Genomic DNA, 22690 nt, shown 5'->3' with positions numbered 1-22690 from the left:
CCGCTACTCCTCCGCGGAGGCCAGCGTGAGATCGCGGATGATCTCGGACATCAGCATCGGGTCGGCGGCGCCGAGTCGGCCGGGATCGCCCCACATGGAGACCCGGAGGAACTCCTGGGTGCCCGATTCGTGGAACACCATACCCGGGTTGAGCGCCACCGTGATCTCGCCGCCGCTCGGCAGCGCCCGGCCGATCGACTTGATGATGCCGGCGTCCTCCGGGTTTCCGCGCAGCCAGCCGCGCCTCTCCAACGCGATCAGCCGCCCGTCCGGCGCCCGCCGGCCGACCAGCCGGGTCAGCTCCCGCCCGGCGGCCTCCTCCGCCGTGAGCCGGTAGATCTCGCGTCCGAGCTGCGGAAACGGCTGCAGGATCTCGTAGTCGGCGAACAGCTCACCGAACACACCGGCCAGGTCGCCGAGGTGCACCGGGTGGGCCACGCCGACCCGGGCGTCGTCCGCGAGCGTCACCGGCTCGTCGTGGGCGTCGGCGAGCGTGTCGTCCTCCGCGACCCGCAGTGCCCCGGTCAGCACGCCGGCATCGTCGTAGACGCCCCAGACGAGGCGCCGGGCCAGGTGCCGCACGAGCGGGTGGGCCACGAAGTGCGCCCTCAGCTCCGCGCCGGTGATGCGGCGCCCGGAGACCATGTCGCGTTCCAGGCGGGCGACCAGGTCGCCGGCGACGCCTCGGACCTCCTTCTTCAGCTCCGTGAAACGCTTGTGCGCGGCCGGCGCCGTCTCCGGATCGTCCTTCGCCCCCGGCTTCGGCAGTGCTTTGAGGCGGTTTCCGGCCCCATCCGTCACGTACGGCGTGAGCTTCTCGTCGAACCCGACCGTGAACGCCCTCGGCCCGTAGTCGATCGTGGTGCGGCCGTGCGCGTCCAGGCCGAAGCCGGGCACCAAGCGGTCGGCGAGCTGGTCGCCGTCGAGGCCGAGGCCGGCCGCGACCTCGGCCATCCGCTGCCGGGCCGCATTCTTGAGGCCCTTGAACGACGACCGCTGCGCGATCCGATCGAGCGCCATCAGCGCGGCCTCGCTGCCGATCGCGGCCAGCACGCCGAGCCCGGCGACCGCGCGGGCATGCCCGGCCTCACCAGGCCAGGCGAGGATCGTCGGGGTCAGGCGGCGAACGGTGTCGTCGTTGCCGGCCAGGCCGAGCGCGTCGAGCGTCCAGTTCTCCTTGGCCGTGCCGCCGAGGAAGTACCACTGGAAGAAGACGTCCCAGACGTACCGTGCGAGGTCGTCGGGGTCGAATGCCGCGATCACCTCGGGCAGGTGCTCCCACGGGTCGGTGACGCGGCTGAGGGCGAACGCGGTGAGCAGCGCCGGCACGTGCGCGGTGGGCAGCGCACCCGCGCCGTCGCGCAGCAGCGGCGGAAGCACGCCCGCAAGCATCCACTCGGGCACGGCCGGCTTCTTCCGGCCGGCGAACACGGGAAGGGCCGGGACCGTCTCGGGCTTCGCGTCGGCGCGGGCGGCGATCTCGTCGAGGATCGCCGCGACCCGGCTGGCGGGCTCGCCGGTCAGCGACGGCAACACCCGGGCCGCGACCTGCGGGTGAGTGACCACATGGGAACGCAGCAGGTCGCTGACGATCCTCCGGCCGGCGCCCTCGGCGAGCAGCCGGACGGCACGGGCCGGGAAACGTGCCGCGGCGGCCAGCAACGCGGGTCGGCTGTCCCGGTCGGCGGCCCGGTTCCGCAGATCCTTGAACGTCTCGTCGTAGGGCAGGCCGGACATCAGAGTGACGAACTCGGGCCGGTCGGTGCCGCACAGCAGACGGGTGACGGCCGGGCCGCCGTACGTCACGATGGTGGGCAGAAGACGGCTGCCGGGGTCGCTGGCCAGCACGGAGACGTCGATCCAGGACTCGTCCGACTCGGTGGGCTCGGTGAGGCGGTCCAGGTCGGCCGGGGTCACGCAGGCGGCCAGCAGCGCGCCGGAGACCCTGCACGGGTACTCCCGCCCGAGGTAGTCATCGACGAGCCGGGCGGTCCAACCGGTCTCGGCCGGGGCGAGGAACGCGCAGGCGAGGCGAGGGTGCAGGTCGTGGACCTCAGTCTGGTAAATCACACGGAGTCGGTCGACGACCTGCGCGTACACGTCGGCGGGTGCGGCGGCCAGCGCTTCCCGGACCCGGTAGAGCGCCGCCAGCGACGCGTCCCAGTTGTATCGGTAGGGCGCATGATATCCCCAGGTCACGCCCTTCGGATCGGTGGCGCCGTAGTGGTCGGCGTCGCGGACGGCGAACAGCCAGACCGCCGCCTCCGCCGCGAACATCAGCCCGTGCTCGGCCAGCCACGCGTCGCCCACGACCCGGTGGATGCCACCGCCGCTGCCCCAGCCCTCGGCCTCGTGGTGAATCCAGGCGGTGGCCGCGGCGCCCAGCGGGCTGTCCGGGTGGGCGGCGGCGATCTCGGGCGCGGTGTGCGGGCTGGCGATGGCGGCGGCGCGCAGGCCAGGTTCGGCGGCGTAGATCGCGGCGAGCGCCGCCGGGGCGTCCGGGTCCGGCGCGGCGATGCCCGAGACCGGGGTGGCGGCGTCGATGCGGCGCGGCAGCACCGCGGTCCAGCCGTCCGGCAGCGTGATCATGTCCTCGCCCATGAGGCGTCCTCCTCGCACAGACCGACTGAAGATTCGTTGCGTAGATTAGGGGGCACCACCGACATCACCGTCCGCGAGGAGTTCCGAGAGTCGGTCCGGCCTGCGGCGTCCCGCTCACCGGGCAGTGGCGTCGCTCCGGCGCGAGGACCGCGATGAAGGGTCCGCTCGGGGGTACATCGCGCCGGCGGACGCCGCGATGTACCCCTGCCGTGCGGGCCACTCCCCCTCGCTCACACCCCGTGCCACGAGGCCGCGTCCGCGACCAGCGTGCGGTAACCGCGCAGGGCCCGCACCATGTTGATGCCCGCCGCCGCGACGACGACGCCGTCCCGGCCGTAGAGCGCCAGCATCCGCCGTGCGGACGGCGCGCCCTCCACGACCCGGATCTGCTGGGCGCCGCGGGTGTCGCCGTAGATCTGGATCTTCAGATCGTACTGGTCGGACCAGACATAGGGCACCGTGGTGAACGGCGTCGCGGCCGGACGGCCGGCCAGGACGTTACGCCCGACCGCCAGCGCCTGCTCGCCGGCGTTGGTGCGGTGCTCGACGCGGCGCCGGACGCCGGTACGCGGATCGAGCCAGGAAGCGACGTCGCCGGCCGCCCACACATCCTGCCCGGCATAGAGCGTCTCGTCGCACTCCAGGCCGTTGCCGACGGTGAGTCCGCTGCCGGCCAGCCACTCCACGTGCGGCCGGGCCCCGATGCCGACCAGGATGACATCGGCGTCGAGCGTGACGCCGTCGGCCAGGCGCACCCCGGTGGCCCGCCCGCCGTCGTGCAGCACCCGTTCGACCGCGACTCCGGTGCGCATCTCGACGCCGTGCTCGCGGTGGACCGCGGCCATCATGCCGGCCAGGTCCGGCCCGAGCACGTCCCCCATCGGCGCGGCGATGTCGGTGACCATGGTGACCCGGCAGCCGAGCCCGCGGGCGACGGCCGCGGCCTCGGCGCCGACGAACCCGCCCCCGACGATCAGCAGGTGCGGGGTGTCGGTGAGCGCATCCCGCAGCCCGAGCGCGTCCTCCATCGTGCGCAGCACGTGCACGCCGGCGATGCCGTCGGTGCCGGGCAGCCGCCGGGCTCCGGCGCCAGTGGCCACGACCAGGTCGTCATACCCGATCCGGGATCCGTCGCCCAGCCGCACCTGGTGCGCGTCGGTGTCGAGGGCGACCGCCTCGACGCCGAGCCGCAGGTCCAAGCCGAGACCGGCGAGCGCCTCGGCGGGCTTGAGCGCGACCCGGCCGGGCTGCCAGGCGCCGGAGAGCACCTGTTTCGACAGCGGCGGCCGGTCGTACGGCGGGTGCGCCTCCTGCCCGATCAGGGTCAGCGGGCCGGTGTGGCCGAAACGGCGCAGCGCGTCCGCCGTGGCCAGACCCGCCGCGGACGCGCCGACCACCACGACGTGACGGTCGTTCACCAGGTCACCGGCAGCGCGTGCAGGCCGTACACGATGTGGGTGTCCCGGAAGCGCAGCTCCTCCTCGGGCACGGCCAGGCGCAGGCCGGGCAGGCGCTGGAACAGCCGGGGGAACGCGGCCTGCATCTCGACGCGGGCGAGGTTCTGGCCGAGGCACTGGTGAACGCCGTGGCCGAACGCCATGTGCCGGCGTTCGGTACGGGTGATGTCCAACTTGTCCGGGTCGGCGAAGACCGCGGGGTCACGGTTGGCCGCGGCGAGCGAGATGATGATCCCGTCACCGGCGGGGATGGTCTCGCCGCCGACCTCGATGTCCTCCCGGGCGAAGCGACGGGGCTCGGTCTGCACGATGCTCCAGTAGCGCAGCATCTCCTCCGCGCAGGTGGCGGCGTACGCCAGCGGGTCGGACAGCAGCTGGTCCCGCTGCTCCGGCTCGCGGATCAGCGCGAGCACGCCGAGGCTGAGCATGTTGGCGGTGGTCTCGTGGCCGGCGCCGATGACCAGGCCGCCGAGCCGCACGACCTGCTCGAAGGTGAGGTCGCCGTTGTCGATGTGGTCGTTGACCAGGCGGCTGAGCAGCCGGCCGTCCGGCTCCCGGCGCTTGTCCTCGGCATAGCGGGTGAGGACCGCGCCGAGCTCGCGCATGGCGGCGATCTGCTCGTCCGGGTCCGCGTGCATGTCAGTGGCGAGGTGCGCGGCGCGGGTGACGATCGGGCTGTCGACCAGGTCCACGCCGAGCAGCTCACAGATGGCCGTGGTCGGGATCGGCAGGCAGAACGCGGTGACCAGGTCCACCGGACCGCCGGTCCGCTCGTGCTCGGCGATCATCGCGTCGATCGCCTCGTCGACGAGCTCCTCGATGCGCGGGCGCCACCGCTCGACCCGCTTGGCGGTGAAGTCGGGGTTCAGGATGCGCCGGATCGGCAGGTGCTCGGCGCCGTCCTTGCGGAAGAAGATCTGGCCCTGGGTGGCGGCCTGGCCGGCGTCGGTGTTGGGGAATCCCGGGTCGGTCACGTCCGCGCCGACGCGCGGGTCCATCAGCACCTGCTGCACCTGCGCGTGCGTGGCGACCAGCCACGGTGTGCTGCCGTCCCAGATCTCGCCGCGTTGCGGGCGCCCGGACTCGCGGGTCTCGGTGTAGAAGGCCGGCGGCGCGTAGGGGCACGCCCGCGGCGCGGGAAGCGGGGTGGTCTGCTGGCTCATGGTGCTCTCCCTCAGTCCTGGACGGTGATGACGGCGGCCGGGCAGAGCGTGATCGCGTCACGGACGCGCGCGTGCTCGGCGGCGGGCGGCTCCGGATCGAGCAGGATCACCACGCCGTCGTCGTCGCGCTGGTCGAAGACGGCCGGCGCGGCGAGCACGCACTGCCCCGCCCCGCAGCACTTGTCCTCTTCGATGATCACCTTCACGGCGACCCCTTCCCATCGTCGGTAAACAATCGTAAATTTATAGTCGTTTACCGAAGAAGGGAAGACGGGTGGCCAAAATGGACAGAGCGAGGTTCGCTAGCGGCGCAGGCCGACCGTGAGGATCTCGTGAACCAGGATCGTGACGAAGTCGTGGATGCCGCCGGGGCCGGCCGAGCGGTCCATCAGCGGCGCGAGCGCGATCCGTCCGTGCACCGCCGTCCAGAGATACATGGCGGCGGAGTCGACGTCGGTCATCTCCACGCCCTCCGCACGCAGGCCGCGAGCCGCCACACGCCATCGGCCGGCGAGCTCCGCGGCGGGGCCGTCGGCCACGGAGGCGATCACCACGGACTGGAACATCAGCCGAAAATATCCGCGGTGCGCCGCCGCGAAATCGCCGTAGGCGACCGCGAGCGCGATGAGCCGCTCGGCCGCCGACCCGTCCCGCTGCCGTTCGGCGGCCGCGTCCATCGCCGCGGTCAGCCGGGTGAAACCGTCCAGCGCCGCCGCCCGGGCCACGTCCTCCGTGCCGCTGAAGTGCCGGTAGATCGCCGGGGCGGTGATCCCCGCCTCCCGGGCCAGTTCCCGCAACGACACCGGCGCGGGCCGCATCCGCTCGTCGTCCGAGGCGATCCGCACCAGCGCGGCGATGACGTCATCGCGCAGCAGATCACCCTGCCCGCGAGGGCTGCGCTCGCGCGCCGTCCGTGCGCCGGCGGCCGGCACGTCATCGGTCCTGGTCATCGCGGCCCTTCCTCCGGCACTGATGCGGCCCAGGATACGGCCCTGCACGTCAAGACCCTGATCAACTGTCCTACGACGAAAGAGGAATCACGATGACCACCCGCGACGACGGATTCGCCGTCTTCCGCCGGCTGCTGCCGGACGTCCTGCCGGACGGCGCCGGCGTCTCCGCCCTGCGCGACGGCGGTATCGCCGACGAACTCGGCGTGCTGAGCCTGGACAACGTCTTCGGCACACTGTGGACCCGGCCCGGCCTCGACCCGCGCTCCCGGAGCCTGGTCACGCTCGGCATCCTGATCGCGCTGCGGGCGACCGACGAGCTGCGGTTCCACTTCCCGATCGCACTGCGCAACGGTCTGACCAGGGACGAGATCGCCGAGGTGATCTACCACGCGTCCGGTTACGCGGGATTCCCCGCCGCGGCGACGGCCCGGACCGTCGCCGTCGAGACCCTGGACGGCGACGCATGAGCGGGCGGCTGGCGGGGCGTACCGCGGTGGTGGTGGGCGGCGGGCAGACCGAGGGCGAGACCGTCGGCAACGGCCGGGCGGTGGCGCTGGCCTTCGCGCGCGAGGGCGCGCACGTGCTGGTGGCCGACCGGGACCCGGCCGGCGCGGAGGCCACCGCCGATCTGATCCGGGCCGAGGGCCACCGGGCGGACGCCCAAGTCGTCGACATCACGTCCGAAGACCAGATCAAGACCCTGGCCGACACGGTACGCCGCAGCCTCGGCCGCCTGGACGTGCTGCACAACAACGTCGGCGTCGTCGCGGGCGGCGGCACCGAGCAGATCGACGAGGCGCGCTGGCGGCTCGCGTTCGACGTCAACCTGCACGGCATGTGGCTGACCCTCAAACACCTGCTGCCGATCATGCGGGAGCAGGGCAGCGGCGCGGTCATCAACATCTCGTCACTGGCGAGCTTCGGCGCCGGGGCAGCCACCATCGGCTACTCCACCAGCAAGGCCGCGGTCAACGCGATGAGCCGCTCGCTCGCGCTCGAGTACGCGCCGCACGGGGTCCGGATCAACGTCATCGCCCCCGGCATGATCGACACCCCGATGGGTGTGGACACCGTCGCCCGCGCCACCGGACGCCCCCGCGATCAGGTCGCCGCGGAGCGGGCCGCCCTCATCCCGATGGGCCGCCAGGGCTCCGCCTGGGACATCGCCAACGCGGCGGTCTTCCTCGCGAGCGACGAGGCCGCCTACATCACCGGCGCCGTGCTGCCGGTGGACGGCGGAAGCACGCTCACCATCGCGACTCCCACCCACCGATGACCGCACGGGTGACCGGCGGGGTGCCCCTCGTCCGGTCACCCGTGCCACCACCGGCCGGATCGCCGAACAGCTGTTCGATGATACGGTGACAGCCATGCGACGGCCGAACCGCAAGGGCGAGGGCGCGCTGCTCCGCGACGAGATCCTGCGGGCCGCCGCGATCGCGCTGAACGAGGCGGGCGCCGATTCCGCGGTCTCGCTGCGCGCGATCGCACGGCAGGCGGGCATCGCCCCGGCCAGCGTCTACGAGCAGTTCACCGGCCGTGACGCGATCCTCTGGGAGCTACGCGCACAGGGGTACACCCGCCTCGCCGCGCACCTGCGATCGGCGCTGACGCCGGGCCTCGACGCCCGGCGGCGGGTGCACGCGCTCGCCGCCGCGCACGCGGACTTCGCCGCCGGAAACCCCGGCGAGTACCGGCTGCTGTTCGAGGCCGAGCAGACGCCGATCCCGCTCGATCGGCTGAAGGAGATGCCGCTCCATCTCGTGCTCGACGCCATGACCGACGCGCTCCGGCCGTTCGTCGAGGAGCACGGGCACCAGCACACCGCGCGCGAACTGGCCGTGGTCCTGCTGTCCACCATGCACGGCCACCTCACGCTGTGGCGCGCGCTGCCGCTGCCGCCCGAGCTCGACACCGCGGCGGAGAACCGGGCCCGCGCGGTCGACGCGATCCTCGGGCCCGGTCGCTGACACCACGGCGTCCGTCAGGCGCGGGCGCCCCCGCCGGCGGCGATCGCGGCCGCGCCCGCGTCGGCCTCCTCATCCACCGGGGCGGCGTCGTTCTCGTGCTGGTCGCGGGCGGCCGCGGCGGCACGCTGGGCCGCGTGCATCATCGACTCGGTACGGCCGCGCCGCTCCCGCCACAGGTGGTACGGCCGGCCGATCGCGGTCAGCACCGCGCCCTCCACCGCGAACCCGGCGGTGATCCGCGCGCCGTGCCACAGGCGTGGGCGCGCGTCGTAGACCACGGCGCGCAGCACGTCGATCACGCCCGTACCGATGACGAACACTCCAGGCTCATGGCCAGGCCGGTGACGGCCGGGCCGCCGCCCACGATCGCCACCGGCACATCGCGCGGGGCCGGCTGGTGGAACGCGGCGATGCAGCAGAACGCGAACGCGACGATGAACAGGAACGGCAGTCAGAGCTGTAGGCCGATCATCTGCACGCCGGATGGCAGCGCCGCGTACCGGGCGTACAGCCCGACGCGGGCCGGCGCCGTCTCGGCCATCAGCGCAGCCCTGCGATGAAGCCGTCGACGACCGGACGGCCGCCGTCCGCGCGCCATCGCTCCAGCGCCGCCTGGGAGTTCTCGTCGGTGGCGAACCGGAAGCCGTCACCGGCGAGGATGTCGGTGACCATCTGCCGGGCGGCGTCGATCGCGTCGACGATGATCGTGCCGGCGTCCGGGGCCGACAGCGTGCGGGCCATCGCGTCCGCCAGCGCCGCGTACGCCGGGAGGTCCGCCGCCTGTGCCTTCCCGGTCGTCATCGAGCTGCCGCTCAGACCGGTGCGTATCGCGCCGGGCAGGAACTCCAGCACCCGGATGCCGAACTGGCCCACCTCCGCGCGCAGCGTCTCGGTGAACGCGGCCATCGCGCCCTTCGCGGCCCGGTACGGCCCGAGGAACGGGTACGGCATGGTCAGCGACCCGGAATTGATATTCACCACGACTCCACCGCCGCCGGCCCGCATCACCGGTACGACCCGGCGGGTCAGCTCGACCGCACCGAGGAAGTTGACCTCCATGTAGAGGCGCCACTCGTCGATCCCGATCTCCTCGATCGGGTAGTTCTTCAGCCGGATGCCCGCGTTGTTGATCAGCACCTGGGCGTCCTCGGGGAACGTGAAGTCCCCCGGCCTGGTCACGTCCAGGACCTGCGTCTCGACCTTGCCGGGCAGCCCGGCGACGGCCTCGTCGACCGCCGCCTGCTGAGCCGGCTCGTAGATGAGCGCCAGCACTGTGGCCCCTCGCTCGGCCCAGGCCCGCGTCAGCGCCAGGCCCAGGCCCATCCCGGCGCCGGTGATCGCCACGGTGCCGGTGATCTCGTCGTTCATCGTCGTCTCCCTCGCCCCACATCACCAAACAACCGTTCGGCAACATCACCATACAACCGTTCGGTGATGTGGCGAGGCGCCGCGGGTCAGCGCGTGACGAGCAGCTTCTTGACGCCGTAGTTGGTGCCGTAGGTGTCCATCGGCACGCCCTCGGGCGCGCCCGCCAGGCGCAGCTCCGGGAAGCGCCGGAACAGCCCGGATGCCGGGCGAGCCGGGACGCCGCCACGACCGGTTGCTCCACCTCGTACATCAGGCGGTAGTGCCCGGGGTTGCCGACCGCGAACCGGCAGTACGCGCGCGCTGCCGCCTACGCCATCGGTCTGGCGAGGCGGCAGCGCGCCACGCTGGCCGGTCACCGTCGTCCCGTGACGCTCCCTCTATCGTTGGCACGTGGCGGCAGCACAGCGCAAACCTCGAAGCGACGCCGGGCGCAACCGGGAGATCCTGATCAGTACCGCACGCGAGGTCTTCGCCGAGCTGGGTGTCGAGGCGTCGCTCGATCTCGTGGCGAAGCGCGCGCATCTGGGGAACGCGACCCTCTACCGGCACTTTCCAACGCGCGAGTCGCTGATCCTGGAAACGTTTCGGCTCGATCTGCACCGGCACATGGGAGTCATCGACCGCGCGAGCGACGGCCCATCGGCATGGGAGGGCTTTCTGACCTGGCTGCGGTTCTGCTTCCACGATCAGCTGACCGACATCGGTCTGACGCAGAGCCTGGTGATGGTGGGCCGGGGAACCGATCCCGAGGTCGACCACCTCCGCCAGGCGACGCTGGACGGCATCGGCGCGCTCATCCGGCGCGCCAAGGCCGAGGGCAGGTTCCGGCCGGACCGATGGCTGGAGGACGTGATCCTCTTCTTGAACGGCCATGAGCAGTTCGTGCGCACCAACGGCGCGTCCACGGCCTCCGCGCGGTGGCTCGAACTCACCGTGGACGCGCTCGCCGCGCGGCCCGAGATCGGCGACGGCGTCGAATCCCCGACGGTCGTCGCGGTCCGCGCCGCAATGGCGCACCGACTGCGTGGCGAGCCGATCGGCGACGGCGACATCTGACCCCCGCAGCCCTTACGACCAGTGCGGAAACTAAACGGGGATTCTTCCCCGTTTAGTGGTTATGCTCGCGGAGGCGCCCGCGCCTGGCGCGCCCGGAAGGAGAAAATCATGAAGGCATGGCAGCTGATAGGTACGAACAAGCCGCTCGAGCTGACGGAGGTCGCGGACCCGACGCCCGGGCCGGGCGAGGTGGTCCTCGACGTGACCGCATCGGGTCTCTGTCACTCCGACGTCAGCTCGATGACCGACCCCGGCGTGTTCGCGTCACTGGCCAAGACGCCGATCACGATCGGGCACGAGATCGCCGGCGTGGTGTCCGCGGTCGGCGAGGGCGTGACCGGCTGGGCGATCGGCGACCGGGCCGGCGTCTGCCCGACCGCCAGCGCGGCGACGCCGGGCAAGGACGGCCCCTCGGCCGGCGAGGCGTCCCCGGGCTACGGGCACGACGGCGGGTTCGCCGAGAAGTACCTTGCCAGGGCATATGACCTGGTCCGCGTCCCGGACGGCCTGGACATCGCGCTGGGCGCGGTCGCGACGGACGCGGGCATGACCTCTTACCACGCTCTCGTCGTCCGCGGCGCGCTGAAGAAGGGCATGAAGGTCGGCATCATCGGGCTCGGCGGCCTGGGCCAGATCGCCGCCCGGGTCGGCGTGCTCAAGGGCGCCGAGGTCCACGTCGCGGAGATGAAGAAGGACGTGTGGACGCTCGCCGAGTCGCTCGGCGCCACCTCAACTGTCTCGGACGTGTCGGAATGGCGCGGCCAGGGCTTTGACCTGATCGTCGATTACGCGGGCTTCGGGACCACCACGGCCGGCGCGCTGAAGGCCGTGCGTTACGACGGTACCGTCGTGCAGGTCGGCATGGGAAAGACCGATATCGGCATCGACACCACCGACCTCATCATCAACCACGCCAATCTGCTGGGCTCGGTCGGCGGAACCAAGGACGACATCGCGGATCTGTACGCGCTGATGGCCGCCGGCGACCTCACGCCGCAGATCACCGAGATCACCTTCGACCAGATCCCCCAGGGCATCGACGACCTCCGCGACGGCAAGGTAACCGGCCGCCTCGTCGCGCGCCTCGGCTCCTGACCTGGTCTTCGGCCTGCGGCAGGGTGGGCATCATCTCGCCGCAGGCTGAAGCCCGCAGGGCGACCGGCCACGTCTGCGTCGGCGACCGGTGGTCACGCGACGACCTCCTCCACTCGGCGCCGGTCTAGCTGCCCATCGAGATCGGCGGCGGTACCGCCCGGCTGGCCTGCGGGACAGCTGGACGATCGACCCGGTCACCGGGACGATCTCCTGACCGGGAAGCCGCTCATCCCAGCGTGGTCAGGCCGCGCGGAGCGTCGACCCTACGCGGCGGTCCGAGGGCCACGACCGCGTTCTCACCGATCAGCGTACGGCGACCGTCGGCCGTCGCACTCGTGCAGCGGCGGCCGCGGACGCCCTCGAGCGGGACTGGCGAAATCCGTCCGAGCCGGCGCCCACCTGACTAGGGTAAGGAAATGTGATCGAAACAATGCGGCGCTGGCGGATCGCCACCCGAGTCGTCATGCTCGCCGGATTGGGCGTTCTCGTCTCGGCCGTCCTCGTGGCGATCGCCGTGACCGGCTTCCAGGCCCAGCGCGACGCGAGCGAGGAGGCTCGTCAGGCGATGCAGCTCACCGCGCAGGTGATGGAGGCCAAGTTCCGTACCGCCGATATCGCCGGCTGGCAGACCGGGTACGCGTTCGACTTCAACCGCGGTGTCGACGGCGCCCTGTCCGACACCGAAGGGCAGCGCAAGCAGTTCCTCGAGTCAGCGGCGGCGCTGCGTGCCGGATACGCGGCCATCTCCGCGAGCGACCTGAACGCGGAGGAACGGGCCCTGCTCAGTGAGGCCAGTGAGTCCTTCGAGACGTTCCTGAAGATCGATGAGCGGATCGTGCAGAACTACCGCACGGGCACCGCCGAATCCATCCAGGCGGGCAACGACCTGACCTCCGGCGAGTCTCTGGACGCGTTCGGCAAGGCCTCGACCGCAACCAGTGATCTTGCCACCGAGGTTTCCGGCCAGGGCATGCGGACCGCCGAGGGAGCAGCGGCGTCGGCGCAGCGCGGCAGGCAGACGACACTGCTCGCGGGGGTCGCCGGACTCCTGCTCTCGGTGCTCGTCGCCTGGGTCGTCAGCCGCAGCATCGCCGGTCCGCTGCGTGCGCTGCAACTGCGGCTGACCGACATCGCCGACGGCGACGGCGACCTGCGGGCACGGCTGACCGAGTCCGGCAATGACGAGCTCACCGCGGTGGCCGGGGCTTTCAACCGGTTCGTGGCGAGCATCGCGGCGGCCATGACCTCGGTCGACGAACGCGCGCGGCGACTCGCGGACAAGTCGCAGCAACTGACCGCGGTCTCCGGCGACCTGGCCACCTCGGCCGACGAGACGAGCCGGCGTGCCGGCGCCGCCAGCGCCGCCGCGGAGCAGATCGCCACCAGCGTGCACACCGTCGCCGCCGGAGCCGAGGAGATGGGCGCCTCGATCAGCGAGATCGCCCGCAGCGCCGGTGAGGCCGCCCGGGTCGCCGCGGACGCGGCCGGTATCTCCGTCGCCGTGACGGAGACGGTCGGCAAACTCGGTGACTCCAGCCGGCAGATCGGCGAGATCGCCAAGGTCATCAGCGCGATCGCCGAACAGACGAACCTGCTCGCCCTCAACGCGACCATCGAGGCCGCCCGCGCCGGCGAGCAGGGCAAGGGCTTCGCCGTCGTCGCCGGAGAGGTCAAGGATCTGGCGTCGGAGACGGCCCGCGCCACTGCCGACATCGACTCCCGGATCACCGCCATCCAGACCGACACGGCCGAAGCGGTGCAGGCGATCACCCAGATCAGTGAGGTGATCGACCGTATCAACAGCCTGCAGACCACCATCGCCTCGGCCATCGAGGAACAGACCGCCACGACCAGCGAGATGAGCCGCAACATCGGTGACGTCGCGACCGGTTCCGCCGGCATCAGCGCCGACGTCACCACCGTCGCCACCACCGCGGAGAACACCACCATCGGCACGAACGCGATTCGTGATACCGCCGACGAACTCACGGAGGTCTCGCGGGACCTGCAGACGCTCGTCGGCCGATTCCGTTTCTGATCCCACTCCCGGCATGGACCGCACGTGACCGGGCGCGATATGTGAGCAGCCCCTCTGCGAGTACCGATTCTTGAGCGACAGGCAGGCGTCCCGGGTCACTGACGCGGTTGAATGATCCCTTGCCGCCGATGGTCGTTCACCGGCGGTCAGACGATCACCCAGTTGTGGAACGGGCGACCCTGCCCAGTCCGGCGTCGGCGACACCGGCATCGACCGGTCTCCACGTTCCGGTCCGTGTACTCCAGCGCGTACGTGGCGACCCCGGACGAGCTGCCGAACCCGCGCGGCTGAGGCCCGGAGCGCGGTGCCGGCCGACCGGCACCGCGCCCGTCCGTCAGCGGTTACGCCACACGGGGCGCCGCTTCTGGGCGAACGCCCTGGGTCCCTCGGCCGCGTCCTCGCTGACCAGCAACTCGTCCAGGGCCTTGCTGTGATGGGTCACCGCGTCGACCACGTCGGGGATGCCGCACGTCTCCTCCATCATCTGCAGCGAGACGCGCACCGAGGTCGGCGAGGAGTCGAGGATCTCCGCGGCCAGTTCCCGGGCGCCCCGCAGCGCCTCACCGGCCGGGGTCACCCGGTTGACCAGGCCGTGGGACAGCGCCTCGTCCGCGCTGAGCCGGCGGCCGGTCAGGATCATCTCGGTGGCGAGCTTCTGCGGCACCGTGCGAGGAAGGCGCACGACCCCGCCGGCGCCGGCCACCAGACCGATCTTGACCTCGCTGAGCGCGAACCTCGCGGTCGCGTCCGCGACGACCAGGTGGCAGGCCAGGGCGATCTCACAGCCGCCACCCATGGCAAAGCCGTTGACCGCGGCGATGACCGGCTTGGTCATCCGGCGGCGTCCGGTGAGCCCGGCGAAACCGTTCTTCGGCACCCACATCGGCTTGCCGGAGCCGGAGTAGATCAGGTCGTTGCCGGCGGAGAACGCCTTCTCGCCCGCGCCGGTCAGGATGGCGACCCAGAGGTCTTCGTCGGCGAAGTAGGCGTCGAAGACGTGGTCGAGTTCGTCGTTGGCCATCGGGTGCAGGCTGTTGCGGGCGTCCGGCCGGTTGATGGTGACCTCCAGCAGGTGTCCGTCGCGGCGCACGAGCACGTGCTCGTAGCGGTCGCGCAGGACGGCCGGTTCGATCGGGAAGAGCGCGTTCATCGCGGCCTCGGTGGTGGTCACCCGGTTGCCGAAGCCGAAGGAGCGCGCGTACACCCGTGCGCCGGCCGGCTCACCGGCACCGAGCAGTTCGAGGAGCCCGGTGTCGCGGTCGTCGCCGCGGGCGACGAACCGGCGTCCGTCCGCCTCCAGCCGGCCGATGACGATGCCGGTACGCGTGCCGTCGCGACCGTGCTTGATGGTGTACGTCTCGATCGTGGCCCAGCCGTCGGCCTGCCGTGCCTCGGCCGGGGCCGGCCACGCGTCGATCTCGGCCTGCAGATCGGCGCTGCGGTCGGCGGCCCACGGGCGCGGCGTGGTGGTGTAGACGCCGGTGGAGTACTTGCTCATGATGCCGCCGTTCGCTCCGACGAAGCCGTAGCTGCCGGGCGCCTGCCGGGCCCGCTGCACGGTGTCGGCGATGGCGTGCATCGAGTAGTTGTTGCCGGCGCCGCCGAAAAACGGCAGACCACCGGTGAGCGTGAGGCCCCGGGGGTCGTCCGGGCTCAGCCCGAACGCGTCGGTGATGTTGAAGACCGGCGCGGGGAAACAGCTATACAGGTCGATGGTCGTCAGGTCGTCCACGCCGATGCCGGCCACCTCGAGGGCGTGCCGGGCCGCGGTGACCGCGGCCGGGCTGGAGGAGAGGTCGGCGCGCTCGATCAGGTCCCGCTCGCGCAGGTCCGCGTGACCGGCAAGGAAGACCCACTTCTCCACGGGTACGCCGAGGCGGCGCGCGGCGGCCACCGACATGATCAGGACTGCCGCGCCCTGGTTGACCTTCTCCCGCGCGACGACGTACCGGGTGTAGGGCTCCGCGATGATCCGGTTCGCCTCGGTGACGGTGACGAGTTCCTCGGCGCTGCGTTCGACCGGTGCCGCGGCATGCGGGTTGGCCGCGGCGACTCGGGTGAACGGCGCGAACAGCTGCCCCATGGCGGCGGCGTACTCCTCGCGGGACAGCTTCAGCCGGGCCCGGCGCGCATTCTCGATCATCGAGTACTGGGTGGGGGCGTCGGTCATGCCGTGCGCGGCCTGATGCCTCGACGACATGCCGCGCAGCCCGTAACCCCGGTCCTCGAGGTCGCCGTCGGCGTGCTCGGTGAAGTCGGGCTTGTCATCGACTCGGGCGAACTTCTCGATCGTGGAGATGGCCTCGGAACCGAAGAGCAGCGCGACCTCCGCGCCACCGGCCGCGATGGTGGCGGCGAACTCGTTGACCAGGTGTTGCGGGCCCTGTCCCCCGCCCACATCGAGGACCGCGCGACGCGGTGCCGCGCCGATGCGCCCGGCGACCGACCGCGGGAAGTTGTCGGAGCGGCCCAGCGGGGCGCGGGCACCCGGCACGGAGATCTCGAACTGGCGGATCCCGGCGACCGTGTCGATAGCGGGGACCACGGCCGCGGTGTCAGCGCCGGTGTCGGCCAGCGCCTCGAGGGCGGCGTCCGCCGCCAGGTCGACCGGGGATCGGCGCCGGTAGTCCGCGTCGCCGAGACGTTCGGAGGCCTGACCGACGCCGACCACGACGGGCGTGCGCGGGTCGAGATCCTCGATGGTGTGCGACATGGCGGCGGCTCCCATTCCTGAACGTCTTGCGTTCACCAACTCGGACAGTATCCTGACGGAAACCGTTCAGCAATAGAAGGACCGATGCCGGTGAGCACGACCCCCACGGCCGGACGCCCACGCGATCCCGAGGTGGACCGCCGCATCGCGCACGCCGCCCTCGACCTGTTCGCCGACACCGGATGGGCCGGCTTCGCGATGGAGACCGTGGCCCGCCGCGCCGGCGTCGGCAAGGCCTCGCTGTACCTGCGTTGGAGCGGCAAGGAGGCACTGCTGACCGACGCGGTCACGCTCCGGCTCGCCCGGGTCGCCGACGTCGACACCGGTACCCTGCACGGCGACCTGGTCGAGCTCGCCGCCCAGATGCTCGACATCTACGCCGGGGACACCGGCCGCGCCGCGCTCCGGCTGTCCCTGGAGGCCGCTTCCATCCCCGGCGTCGCCGAGCACTACGAGGACATGCGCCGATCCCAGACCGCGGCCGCGCGCGCGATCGTGCGACGCGGCGTCGCACGCGGCGAGCTCGGCCGGGACGTCTCGGTCACGCTGCTGCTGGACACGCTCATCGGCGGCGCCATGATGCACGCGCTCACCACCCCGCCGGAGCGGCGCGGCGAGCTGGCCCGCGACACCGCCGGCCACGCGCGCCGCCTGGTCGACTTCCTGCTCGGCGCCGTCGCCACGCCGGTGATCCGGTGACCGCCCGCCCACCGGATCACCGGGACCGCACCGCACGAGGCCTGGCAGCGGCACGTCCTGCCGCCGGTCGAGAAGGCCCGGCCGGACACCTGGTCGACCCCGCTGCGGCACGCTCAGCTACGCCGTAATCGCGCCGACCCGCCGAAAGCCGACCCGCCGAAGCTGAGCCGGCGAGGGCTCAGCGTGGCAGCCCAAGGGCACGGGCGACCAGGTTGCGCTGGATGTCGATCGTGCCGCCGCCGACGACCTGCATGATCGACAGGCGCAGGTTGTACTCGAACGCGCCCCGGCCGGGAACGTCCGGCACCCCCTCGCCGAGCGCCGCGGCCGGCCCGAAGATGCGCATCGCGGCCTCGCTGAAGTCCTCCAGCAGCTGGGTGGCGAGGATCTTCGCCATCGGCGCCTCGAGCCGGCCGCCGCCGCCGGCCGTGGCGGTGGCGCGCACGCTGGAGTCGACCAGCACGCGGGCGGCCTGCAATCGGGCCGCCAGCTCGCTGATGAGCTGCCGCTTGGCCGAGCCGGGCAGTCCGGCGGTGCCGGCCGGGTCCTTGCGCACCTCCGCGAGCAGATCGTCGAGCAGCCGCAGCACCGAGGCGGCGGTGTTGGCCATGATCACCCGCTCCTGGGCGAGCGCCTCGGTGATGACCTTCCAGCCGCCGTTGACCTCACCGATGCGGTCCTCGTCGGGAATCCGGAAGTCGTCGAAGAAGGTGGAGCAGGAGATCTCACCGGACAGCGCCGTGTGGTTCTGGGCCTCGAAGCCGGGCCGGTCGATCCGGGTGAGGAACACCGTGATGCCGGCGTGCGGGCGTACCGCGTCCGGGTCGGTCCGGGTCGCCAGCCAGACCCATTCGGCCCGGTCCGCGCCGGTGCCCCACATCTTGCGCCCGTTGACGATCCACTCGTCGCCGTCGCGTACCGCCGAGGTCTTGAGGTTCGCCAGATCCGAGCCGATCTCCGGTTCGGAGTATCCGAGGTAGAAGGGGAACCGGCCGGACGCGATGAGCGGCAGGAACCGGGCCTGCTGCGCGGGGCTGCCGTGCCGGGTGATCGCCGCGCCGAGCATGTCCGCCGCGCCCTTCGCGGACAGCGGAAGCCGCTGGTAGGCGAGCTCCTCGCTGAACACCATCTGCTCCTCGACCGACGCGCCGCGCCCGCCCGTGGCCTCCGGCCAGGACAGCGTGAGGTAACCACGTTCGACGGCCGCGGCGCGCAGCTCCTCGTTGTTGCGCTCGTCCAGGTGCACGACGGGCACGTCGGCGGCGAACCGCGCGGCGAACTCGCGGACCTCCGTGCGGAACCGTTCCGCCCGCTCGCCGAGTTCGAGCGCGGGCAGCCCGTGCCCGGACGCGATGAGCACGTCCGCCACGTCCCCGGCGGCGAGCGTGATCGCGTCGAGCAGGCTGACGTCCGCGTTCACCCTGCGGAACAGCCACGGGGCGTCATGCTCCTCGAAGTATCCGGAGGCGGCCAGCGTGTGCTGCGCGCCGAACTGGGCCCGGACCGCCGCCGGCGCGGCGAACTGCACGGCGAGTTGGACCGCCAGCGGCCAGTTCTCCCGTCCGGCCAGGTGCGCCCGGACCGCCTCGCCGATCAGCGCCCGGGACGCCCGCATGTCGGTGGCGCCGTCGACGGCACGGTGCGACACGGCCTGGAACGCGCCGATCGGCTTGCCGAACGCGACCCGCTCGGTGGCGTGCGCGATGGAGAACTCCACGGTGCGCTCGGCCGCGCCGACGGCCCGCGCGGCGAGCCCGAGCCGCAGCAGTGCCTTCGCGTCCTCGATCGCCGTGGCGCCGGGCGTCGCGCGCCAGGTCACCTCCGGCGCGAGAGACACGTCGGCCCACGACGGCCTGGCCAGGCCAGGGGTCTCGGTGACGCCGATGATCCTCCGGACGACGATCTCAGCGTCGCGCAGCAGCACCACGTGTGTCGCCGCGCCGGCCGCCTCCACGAACCGCACCGTGGGCGCGTCCACCTCGACGACCGCGACCACCGGGCGGATCGATCCGTCGGCCAGGCCTGCGGCCAACTCGTCCTCACCGGCCACCAGCCGCGCGGTGACGTAGACGTCCATCAGCGGCAGCGGGCAGGCCACCCGGCCGAGGCGTCCCAGCGCGGCGACGGCGGCGTCGAGCGCGTCGTCCGAGGCCAGGTCCGTCCAGCCGTACTCCGCGGCGGCCGCCCACACCCGCCGTAGCGCCGTGCCGTCGGGATCATCGCCGGCGGCTCGTGCCTGCGGCCACGCGGCCGACAGCACACCGTCGACCGCGTGCGTGAAGTCCTGCAGTTCTGCTGGCGTCATTCCGGCCATGGCCACGGCCCTCCCGAGATTAGTGAGCAGGAGTCGGACTGTATTTCAGACGGAGTCCGTCTGCAATACATGCCCTGGCACAATGGCCGTCGTGACGGACACCGCCGCGAGCCCGCGACGCGGCCGGCCACGCGATCCCGGCGTCGAGGACCGCGTGTTCGACGCCGCCATCGACCTGTACAGCCGCCTCGGCTGGGCCGGCTTCAGCTTCGAGTCCGTCACCCGGATCACCGGGGTCGGCAAGGCCGCGCTCTACCGGCGCTGGCCCACCCGCTCGGCGCTGCTCGTCGAGACCCTGCGGGCCCGCTGGTACACGGTCGGCGACATCGACACCGGGCGCCTGCGCGACGACCTGCGGAAGCTCGCGGACATGCTGCTCACCCGGCTGACCGGCCCGCACGGGAGCGTCCACCTGCAGATCCTGATGGACACCCGCAACTACGACGAGGTACGGGACGCCACCGCGGCGTACCGTGCCGACCTGGTCCTGGCCGGGCGCGCGATGGCCCGGCGCGCCGTCGCCCGGGGCGAGCTGCCGCCCGGAACCAACCCCACGCTCATCATCGACCTGGTCGTCGGCGGCATCCAGAACCACGTCCTGGCCACCCCGCCGGAACTCAAGAGCAAAATGCAGGAGCAGATGCACCGGTACGGCGAGCAGCTCGTCGACGCGGTGCTCGCCGGCGCGACGGCCCGCGGTGACTGATGTGCCGACGGCTCAGCGCGGCGCGACGGAGGTGTCCGCGTCGACCTGGTGGGTGCCGATCCGCGTGACGTCGAACCCGCCCGGGTACTGAGCGGCGATCTCCTTCGCGATGGTCGGATGGGTGTCGTCGGTGACGGGGTCGAGGGAGCCCATGGCCGTGACGTAAGCGGTCATCAGCGCGGAGACCTCAGGACCCGGCACCTCCAGGCCGAGCGCGCGAACGATGCGGGGGTCGATCACGCCGCACAGGATCGGGCCGACCAGGCTGCGTAGCGGCTCGTCCTCGATCGAGGTGAAGTACTCGACGGTCGCCCGGCCGAGCGGCACCGCGTCCTCGGAGAAGGCGGCCCGATGATCCAGGTGCCAGTCGAGCCGGTCCCGCTGCTCCTCGTACGACCGGGGAAAGTCGGAGATTCCCATGTGCCGCATCATCAGCACGGAGCTGTGCGCGAGCGCCGCCTTCTCCTTCGCGGTCACCTCACGCCATCCGAAGCGTTCCGCGAGACGGCCCGGCCCGACGATCGTGGCGCACCCGATCATCTCGAAGTCCTCCGCCAGGATCGGGTACTGCCGGTGCATGCCGTTCATCCGCCGCACCGCGTCGCGGCCGGGGCCGGGGGCGAATCCGCGCCGCTGCATGGTCGCCACCAGGACGCCCTGGTCCACGAATCGCTTGCGGTAGTCCTTCTCGTACTCGCCGGTGCCGTGCAGGATCTTCGCCATCGACGGCACCGAGTAAGAGATCATCAGCGACTCCGGCGTCTGCAGCCAGATGGCGTTCTGAAAGTCCTGGTAGAACAGCTGTGTGATCGCGATGTAGTCCTCGATCGGATCGAGCCGCTCGATCTTCTCGCGCCGCGCGTACAGATCTTCCTGTGCCTGCCGGGCCATCAATATCCCCTTTTAGGTTACACCTGTAACTTACTTGAGCTAGGTTACAGATGTAACTTACTTACGGCAACCGTCGGTAGAGTGACGCCCATGGCGACCACAGCGACCAGCGGATCCAGCGCCGCCTCAACCGATCCCCGCGCGATCCGATCGCGCGAGGCGATCACCGGCGCCGCGATCACGTTGCTCTCGGTGCCGGGCGCGCGCAGCACGGACCTCACCGTCACCGAACTCGCCGACCGGGCCGGAGTCAGCAGGCGCGCCGTCTACCTGAACTTCGAGACGCTCGAGAACGTGCTGTTCCAGGCGGTGGCCTCACTCCTGGGCAACGCCTTTCCCGAGCGGCCGTTCACGCTGCCGGCCCGGACGGATCCGGACAGCCCGCCGGCGCTCCTCACCCGGCTGACCAGCCACCTGGCCACGTACGCCGAGTTCTACCGCGCCGTGCTCACCGGGCCCAGCGCCTACCTCGTCGTCACCCACATCCGGGACACGTTCCACCAGGACACGCTGCAGCTGATCAGGACCGCGCTGCCGGACGCCGACGGCGACCTGGTCGACTTCCTGCTGTTCGGGATCATCGGCCTGTGCACGAACGCGCTGACCGCCGGTCCGTTCGGGCCGGACCGCCTCGCCGCGTCACTCTGGGCCACCCTGCGGCAGTGCGTGCCGTACACCCGCTGAGCCGGTCAGATCTCGACCGCCCCGCCGGTCCAGTGCGCCTCCACGGCCGCGAGCAGGCCGGCGATCGCCGGGTCACCGGCCCGGTCGGCACGCCACGCCAGACCCAAACCGACCTCCGGCCCGTCGATCAGCGGGATCGTCGTGAAGGCCGGATCGTCGAACAACCGGGATGAACCGCCGGTGGCCGGGGAGAGCGTCAGCGTCAGATCCCGGCTCCGGCGCACCTGACCGGCCAGCCGCACCGGATCGGGGTCATCGAGCGCACGCAGCCGGCATACCCCCTTGGTGATGAGCACGTCGCGCAGCAACTGCATGGTGGCGGGTTGCAGGCTCAGCGGCAGCGCGAGCACCACGCGATCGGCCAGATCGGCCACCGCGAGCGAGTCGCGACCGGCCAGGACGTCGTCGCGGCGCATCGCCACGTGGAACCGGTAAGCCGCCAGCGGCATCGACCGGAGGCCCGGATCGTCGACCGGCAGGTGCACCACCGCCGCGTCGAGCTCGGACCGGAACAGCGCCGCCAGCAGCTCGGACGACGGCGCGAGCCGCACGTCCACCGCCGGGCCCGCACCGGCCTCCCGCGCGCACTCCACGACCTCGTCGAGGATTCTCGGCGGCGAGTAGTGCGAACCGCCCAGGCGGACAGTGCGCCGGTCGTCCGCCGCCGCCCGGCGCACCTCGCCCTTGAGCCGGTCGAACGCGTCCAGCAGCGGCGTCACCCGCGCGACCAGCTCCCGGCCGGCCGCGGTCAGCTCGATCTGGTGATATCGGCGCACGAACAGCTCCGCCTCGAGCTCACGTTCGAGGTCCTTGACCATGCGGCTCACCGGCGACGCGGTCATGTGCAGCCGCTCGGCGGCGCGCCCGAAATGCAGCTCCTCGGCGACCGCCGCGAAGCACCGCAGCTGCTGGATCTCCACGCCGCCAGTCTCGTTCACCACGCGGCAACCGGCAACGAGACGTCGATACACGTTGCGGAAAA

The 22690-nt window shown here is 71.8% G+C and carries 20 protein-coding genes; 9 read left to right on the top strand and 11 right to left on the bottom strand.

Going from position 1 to position 22690, the window contains the following annotated elements; translation table 11 throughout:
• Positions 1 to 3: 3 nt before the first annotated feature.
• From J2S43_RS07455 to J2S43_RS07435, 5 genes are all read right to left on the bottom strand, one after another.
• Positions 4 to 2601, bottom strand: coding sequence for a DUF4132 domain-containing protein (locus J2S43_RS07455; protein WP_306827878.1), 2598 nt, complete (start codon positions 2599 to 2601; stop codon positions 4 to 6).
• 230 nt (positions 2602 to 2831) lie between these two features.
• Positions 2832 to 4019: an NAD(P)/FAD-dependent oxidoreductase gene (locus J2S43_RS07450; protein WP_306827877.1), complete on the bottom strand. Its 1188-nt coding sequence runs from the start codon at positions 4017 to 4019 to the stop codon at positions 2832 to 2834.
• Positions 4016 to 5221 (bottom strand): cytochrome P450, encoded by a 1206-nt coding sequence (locus tag J2S43_RS07445; RefSeq protein WP_306827876.1) that lies wholly within the window; start codon positions 5219 to 5221, stop codon positions 4016 to 4018. The genes J2S43_RS07450 and J2S43_RS07445 overlap by 4 nt, the downstream gene beginning before the upstream one ends.
• Before the next feature lie 11 nt (positions 5222 to 5232).
• Entirely contained in the window at positions 5233 to 5427 is a 195-nt protein-coding gene (locus J2S43_RS07440) for a ferredoxin (protein WP_306827875.1), read from the bottom strand.
• A gap of 96 nt (positions 5428 to 5523) precedes the next feature.
• Positions 5524 to 6171 (bottom strand): TetR/AcrR family transcriptional regulator, encoded by a 648-nt coding sequence (locus J2S43_RS07435; protein WP_306827874.1) that lies wholly within the window; start codon positions 6169 to 6171, stop codon positions 5524 to 5526.
• A 92-nt stretch (positions 6172 to 6263) separates the two neighbouring features.
• Here J2S43_RS07435 and J2S43_RS07430 point away from each other — a divergent pair, with 92 nt between their 5' ends.
• From J2S43_RS07430 to J2S43_RS07420, 3 genes are all read left to right on the top strand, one after another.
• Positions 6264 to 6641: a carboxymuconolactone decarboxylase family protein gene (locus tag J2S43_RS07430; RefSeq protein WP_306827872.1), complete on the top strand. Its 378-nt coding sequence runs from the start codon at positions 6264 to 6266 to the stop codon at positions 6639 to 6641.
• The gene (locus J2S43_RS07425; protein ID WP_306827871.1) at positions 6638 to 7450 is read left to right on the top strand and encodes an SDR family NAD(P)-dependent oxidoreductase; all 813 of its coding nucleotides are present in this window, start codon (positions 6638 to 6640) and stop codon (positions 7448 to 7450) included. Before J2S43_RS07430 ends, J2S43_RS07425 begins: the two co-directional genes overlap by 4 nt.
• Before the next feature lie 94 nt (positions 7451 to 7544).
• Entirely contained in the window at positions 7545 to 8144 is a 600-nt protein-coding gene (locus J2S43_RS07420) for a TetR/AcrR family transcriptional regulator (RefSeq protein ID WP_306827870.1), read from the top strand.
• A 14-nt stretch (positions 8145 to 8158) separates the two neighbouring features.
• Here the strand turns inward: J2S43_RS07420 and J2S43_RS07415 are convergent, their stop codons facing one another.
• Both J2S43_RS07415 and J2S43_RS07410 read right to left on the bottom strand, forming a co-directional pair.
• Complete coding sequence (locus tag J2S43_RS07415; RefSeq protein ID WP_306827869.1) at positions 8159 to 8464, bottom strand: hypothetical protein; 306 nt, start codon at positions 8462 to 8464, stop codon at positions 8159 to 8161.
• Between the two features lie 220 nt (positions 8465 to 8684).
• Positions 8685 to 9512: an SDR family NAD(P)-dependent oxidoreductase gene (locus J2S43_RS07410; RefSeq protein WP_306827868.1), complete on the bottom strand. Its 828-nt coding sequence runs from the start codon at positions 9510 to 9512 to the stop codon at positions 8685 to 8687.
• Between the two features lie 390 nt (positions 9513 to 9902).
• On the opposite strand from J2S43_RS07410, the gene J2S43_RS07405 reads away from it, so the two are divergent.
• The 3 genes from J2S43_RS07405 to J2S43_RS07395 all read left to right on the top strand — a co-directional run bounded on the left by J2S43_RS07405 (position 9903) and on the right by J2S43_RS07395 (position 13701).
• A complete protein-coding gene (locus tag J2S43_RS07405) occupies positions 9903 to 10568 on the top strand; it encodes a TetR/AcrR family transcriptional regulator (RefSeq protein ID WP_306827867.1) in 666 nt (221 codons plus the stop codon).
• 108 nt (positions 10569 to 10676) lie between these two features.
• On the top strand, positions 10677 to 11663 hold the full coding sequence (locus J2S43_RS07400; protein WP_306827866.1) for a zinc-binding dehydrogenase: 987 nt from the start codon (positions 10677 to 10679) through the stop codon (positions 11661 to 11663).
• A 418-nt stretch (positions 11664 to 12081) separates the two neighbouring features.
• Positions 12082 to 13701: a methyl-accepting chemotaxis protein gene (locus J2S43_RS07395; protein WP_306827864.1), complete on the top strand. Its 1620-nt coding sequence runs from the start codon at positions 12082 to 12084 to the stop codon at positions 13699 to 13701.
• Positions 13702 to 14035: 334 nt separating this feature from the next.
• On the opposite strand, the gene J2S43_RS07390 is transcribed toward J2S43_RS07395, so the two are convergent.
• Positions 14036 to 16414: an acetyl-CoA acetyltransferase gene (locus J2S43_RS07390; protein WP_306827863.1), complete on the bottom strand. Its 2379-nt coding sequence runs from the start codon at positions 16412 to 16414 to the stop codon at positions 14036 to 14038.
• A 90-nt stretch (positions 16415 to 16504) separates the two neighbouring features.
• Here J2S43_RS07390 and J2S43_RS07385 point away from each other — a divergent pair, with 90 nt between their 5' ends.
• Positions 16505 to 17113: a TetR/AcrR family transcriptional regulator gene (locus J2S43_RS07385; protein ID WP_306827862.1), complete on the top strand. Its 609-nt coding sequence runs from the start codon at positions 16505 to 16507 to the stop codon at positions 17111 to 17113.
• A gap of 178 nt (positions 17114 to 17291) precedes the next feature.
• On the opposite strand, the gene J2S43_RS07380 is transcribed toward J2S43_RS07385, so the two are convergent.
• On the bottom strand, positions 17292 to 19418 hold the full coding sequence (locus tag J2S43_RS07380; RefSeq protein WP_306827861.1) for an acyl-CoA dehydrogenase family protein: 2127 nt from the start codon (positions 19416 to 19418) through the stop codon (positions 17292 to 17294).
• Between the two features lie 100 nt (positions 19419 to 19518).
• On the opposite strand from J2S43_RS07380, the gene J2S43_RS07375 reads away from it, so the two are divergent.
• Entirely contained in the window at positions 19519 to 20133 is a 615-nt protein-coding gene (locus J2S43_RS07375; RefSeq protein ID WP_306827860.1) for a TetR/AcrR family transcriptional regulator, read from the top strand.
• A gap of 12 nt (positions 20134 to 20145) precedes the next feature.
• On the opposite strand, the gene J2S43_RS07370 is transcribed toward J2S43_RS07375, so the two are convergent.
• On the bottom strand, positions 20146 to 21024 hold the full coding sequence (locus J2S43_RS07370; RefSeq protein WP_306827859.1) for an oxygenase MpaB family protein: 879 nt from the start codon (positions 21022 to 21024) through the stop codon (positions 20146 to 20148).
• Between the two features lie 90 nt (positions 21025 to 21114).
• On the opposite strand from J2S43_RS07370, the gene J2S43_RS07365 reads away from it, so the two are divergent.
• On the top strand, positions 21115 to 21708 hold the full coding sequence (locus J2S43_RS07365; RefSeq protein WP_306827858.1) for a TetR/AcrR family transcriptional regulator: 594 nt from the start codon (positions 21115 to 21117) through the stop codon (positions 21706 to 21708).
• A 5-nt stretch (positions 21709 to 21713) separates the two neighbouring features.
• Here the strand turns inward: J2S43_RS07365 and J2S43_RS07360 are convergent, their stop codons facing one another.
• A complete protein-coding gene (locus J2S43_RS07360; RefSeq protein ID WP_306827857.1) occupies positions 21714 to 22649 on the bottom strand; it encodes a LysR family transcriptional regulator in 936 nt (311 codons plus the stop codon).
• Between the last annotated feature and the right edge of the window lie 41 nt (positions 22650 to 22690).

This window comes from Catenuloplanes nepalensis (genome assembly GCF_030811575.1).
GTDB classification, from domain to species: domain Bacteria; phylum Actinomycetota; class Actinomycetes; order Mycobacteriales; family Micromonosporaceae; genus Catenuloplanes; species Catenuloplanes nepalensis.
The sequence above is the reverse complement of the archived record's forward strand: the minus strand, read 5'-3'. Positions and strand labels throughout refer to the sequence as shown.

Excerpts from the sequence above, each read along its gene's own strand:
- J2S43_RS07380 (WP_306827861.1), bottom strand. The coding sequence starts at position 19,418 with ATGACGCCAGCAGAACTGCAGGACTTCACGCACGCGGTCGACGGTGTG.
- J2S43_RS07365 (WP_306827858.1), top strand. The coding sequence starts at position 21,115 with ATGGCGACCACAGCGACCAGCGGATCCAGCGCCGCCTCAACCGATCCC.
- J2S43_RS07455 (WP_306827878.1), bottom strand. The coding sequence starts at position 2,601 with ATGGGCGAGGACATGATCACGCTGCCGGACGGCTGGACCGCGGTGCTG.
- J2S43_RS07425 (WP_306827871.1), top strand. The coding sequence starts at position 6,638 with ATGAGCGGGCGGCTGGCGGGGCGTACCGCGGTGGTGGTGGGCGGCGGG.
- J2S43_RS07370 (WP_306827859.1), bottom strand. The coding sequence starts at position 21,024 with ATGGCCCGGCAGGCACAGGAAGATCTGTACGCGCGGCGCGAGAAGATC.
- J2S43_RS07390 (WP_306827863.1), bottom strand. The coding sequence starts at position 16,414 with ATGTCGCACACCATCGAGGATCTCGACCCGCGCACGCCCGTCGTGGTC.
- J2S43_RS07410 (WP_306827868.1), bottom strand. The coding sequence starts at position 9,512 with ATGAACGACGAGATCACCGGCACCGTGGCGATCACCGGCGCCGGGATG.
- J2S43_RS07445 (WP_306827876.1), bottom strand. The coding sequence starts at position 5,221 with ATGAGCCAGCAGACCACCCCGCTTCCCGCGCCGCGGGCGTGCCCCTAC.
- J2S43_RS07400 (WP_306827866.1), top strand. The coding sequence starts at position 10,677 with ATGAAGGCATGGCAGCTGATAGGTACGAACAAGCCGCTCGAGCTGACG.
- J2S43_RS07430 (WP_306827872.1), top strand. The coding sequence starts at position 6,264 with ATGACCACCCGCGACGACGGATTCGCCGTCTTCCGCCGGCTGCTGCCG.
- J2S43_RS07420 (WP_306827870.1), top strand. The coding sequence starts at position 7,545 with ATGCGACGGCCGAACCGCAAGGGCGAGGGCGCGCTGCTCCGCGACGAG.
- J2S43_RS07435 (WP_306827874.1), bottom strand. The coding sequence starts at position 6,171 with ATGACCAGGACCGATGACGTGCCGGCCGCCGGCGCACGGACGGCGCGC.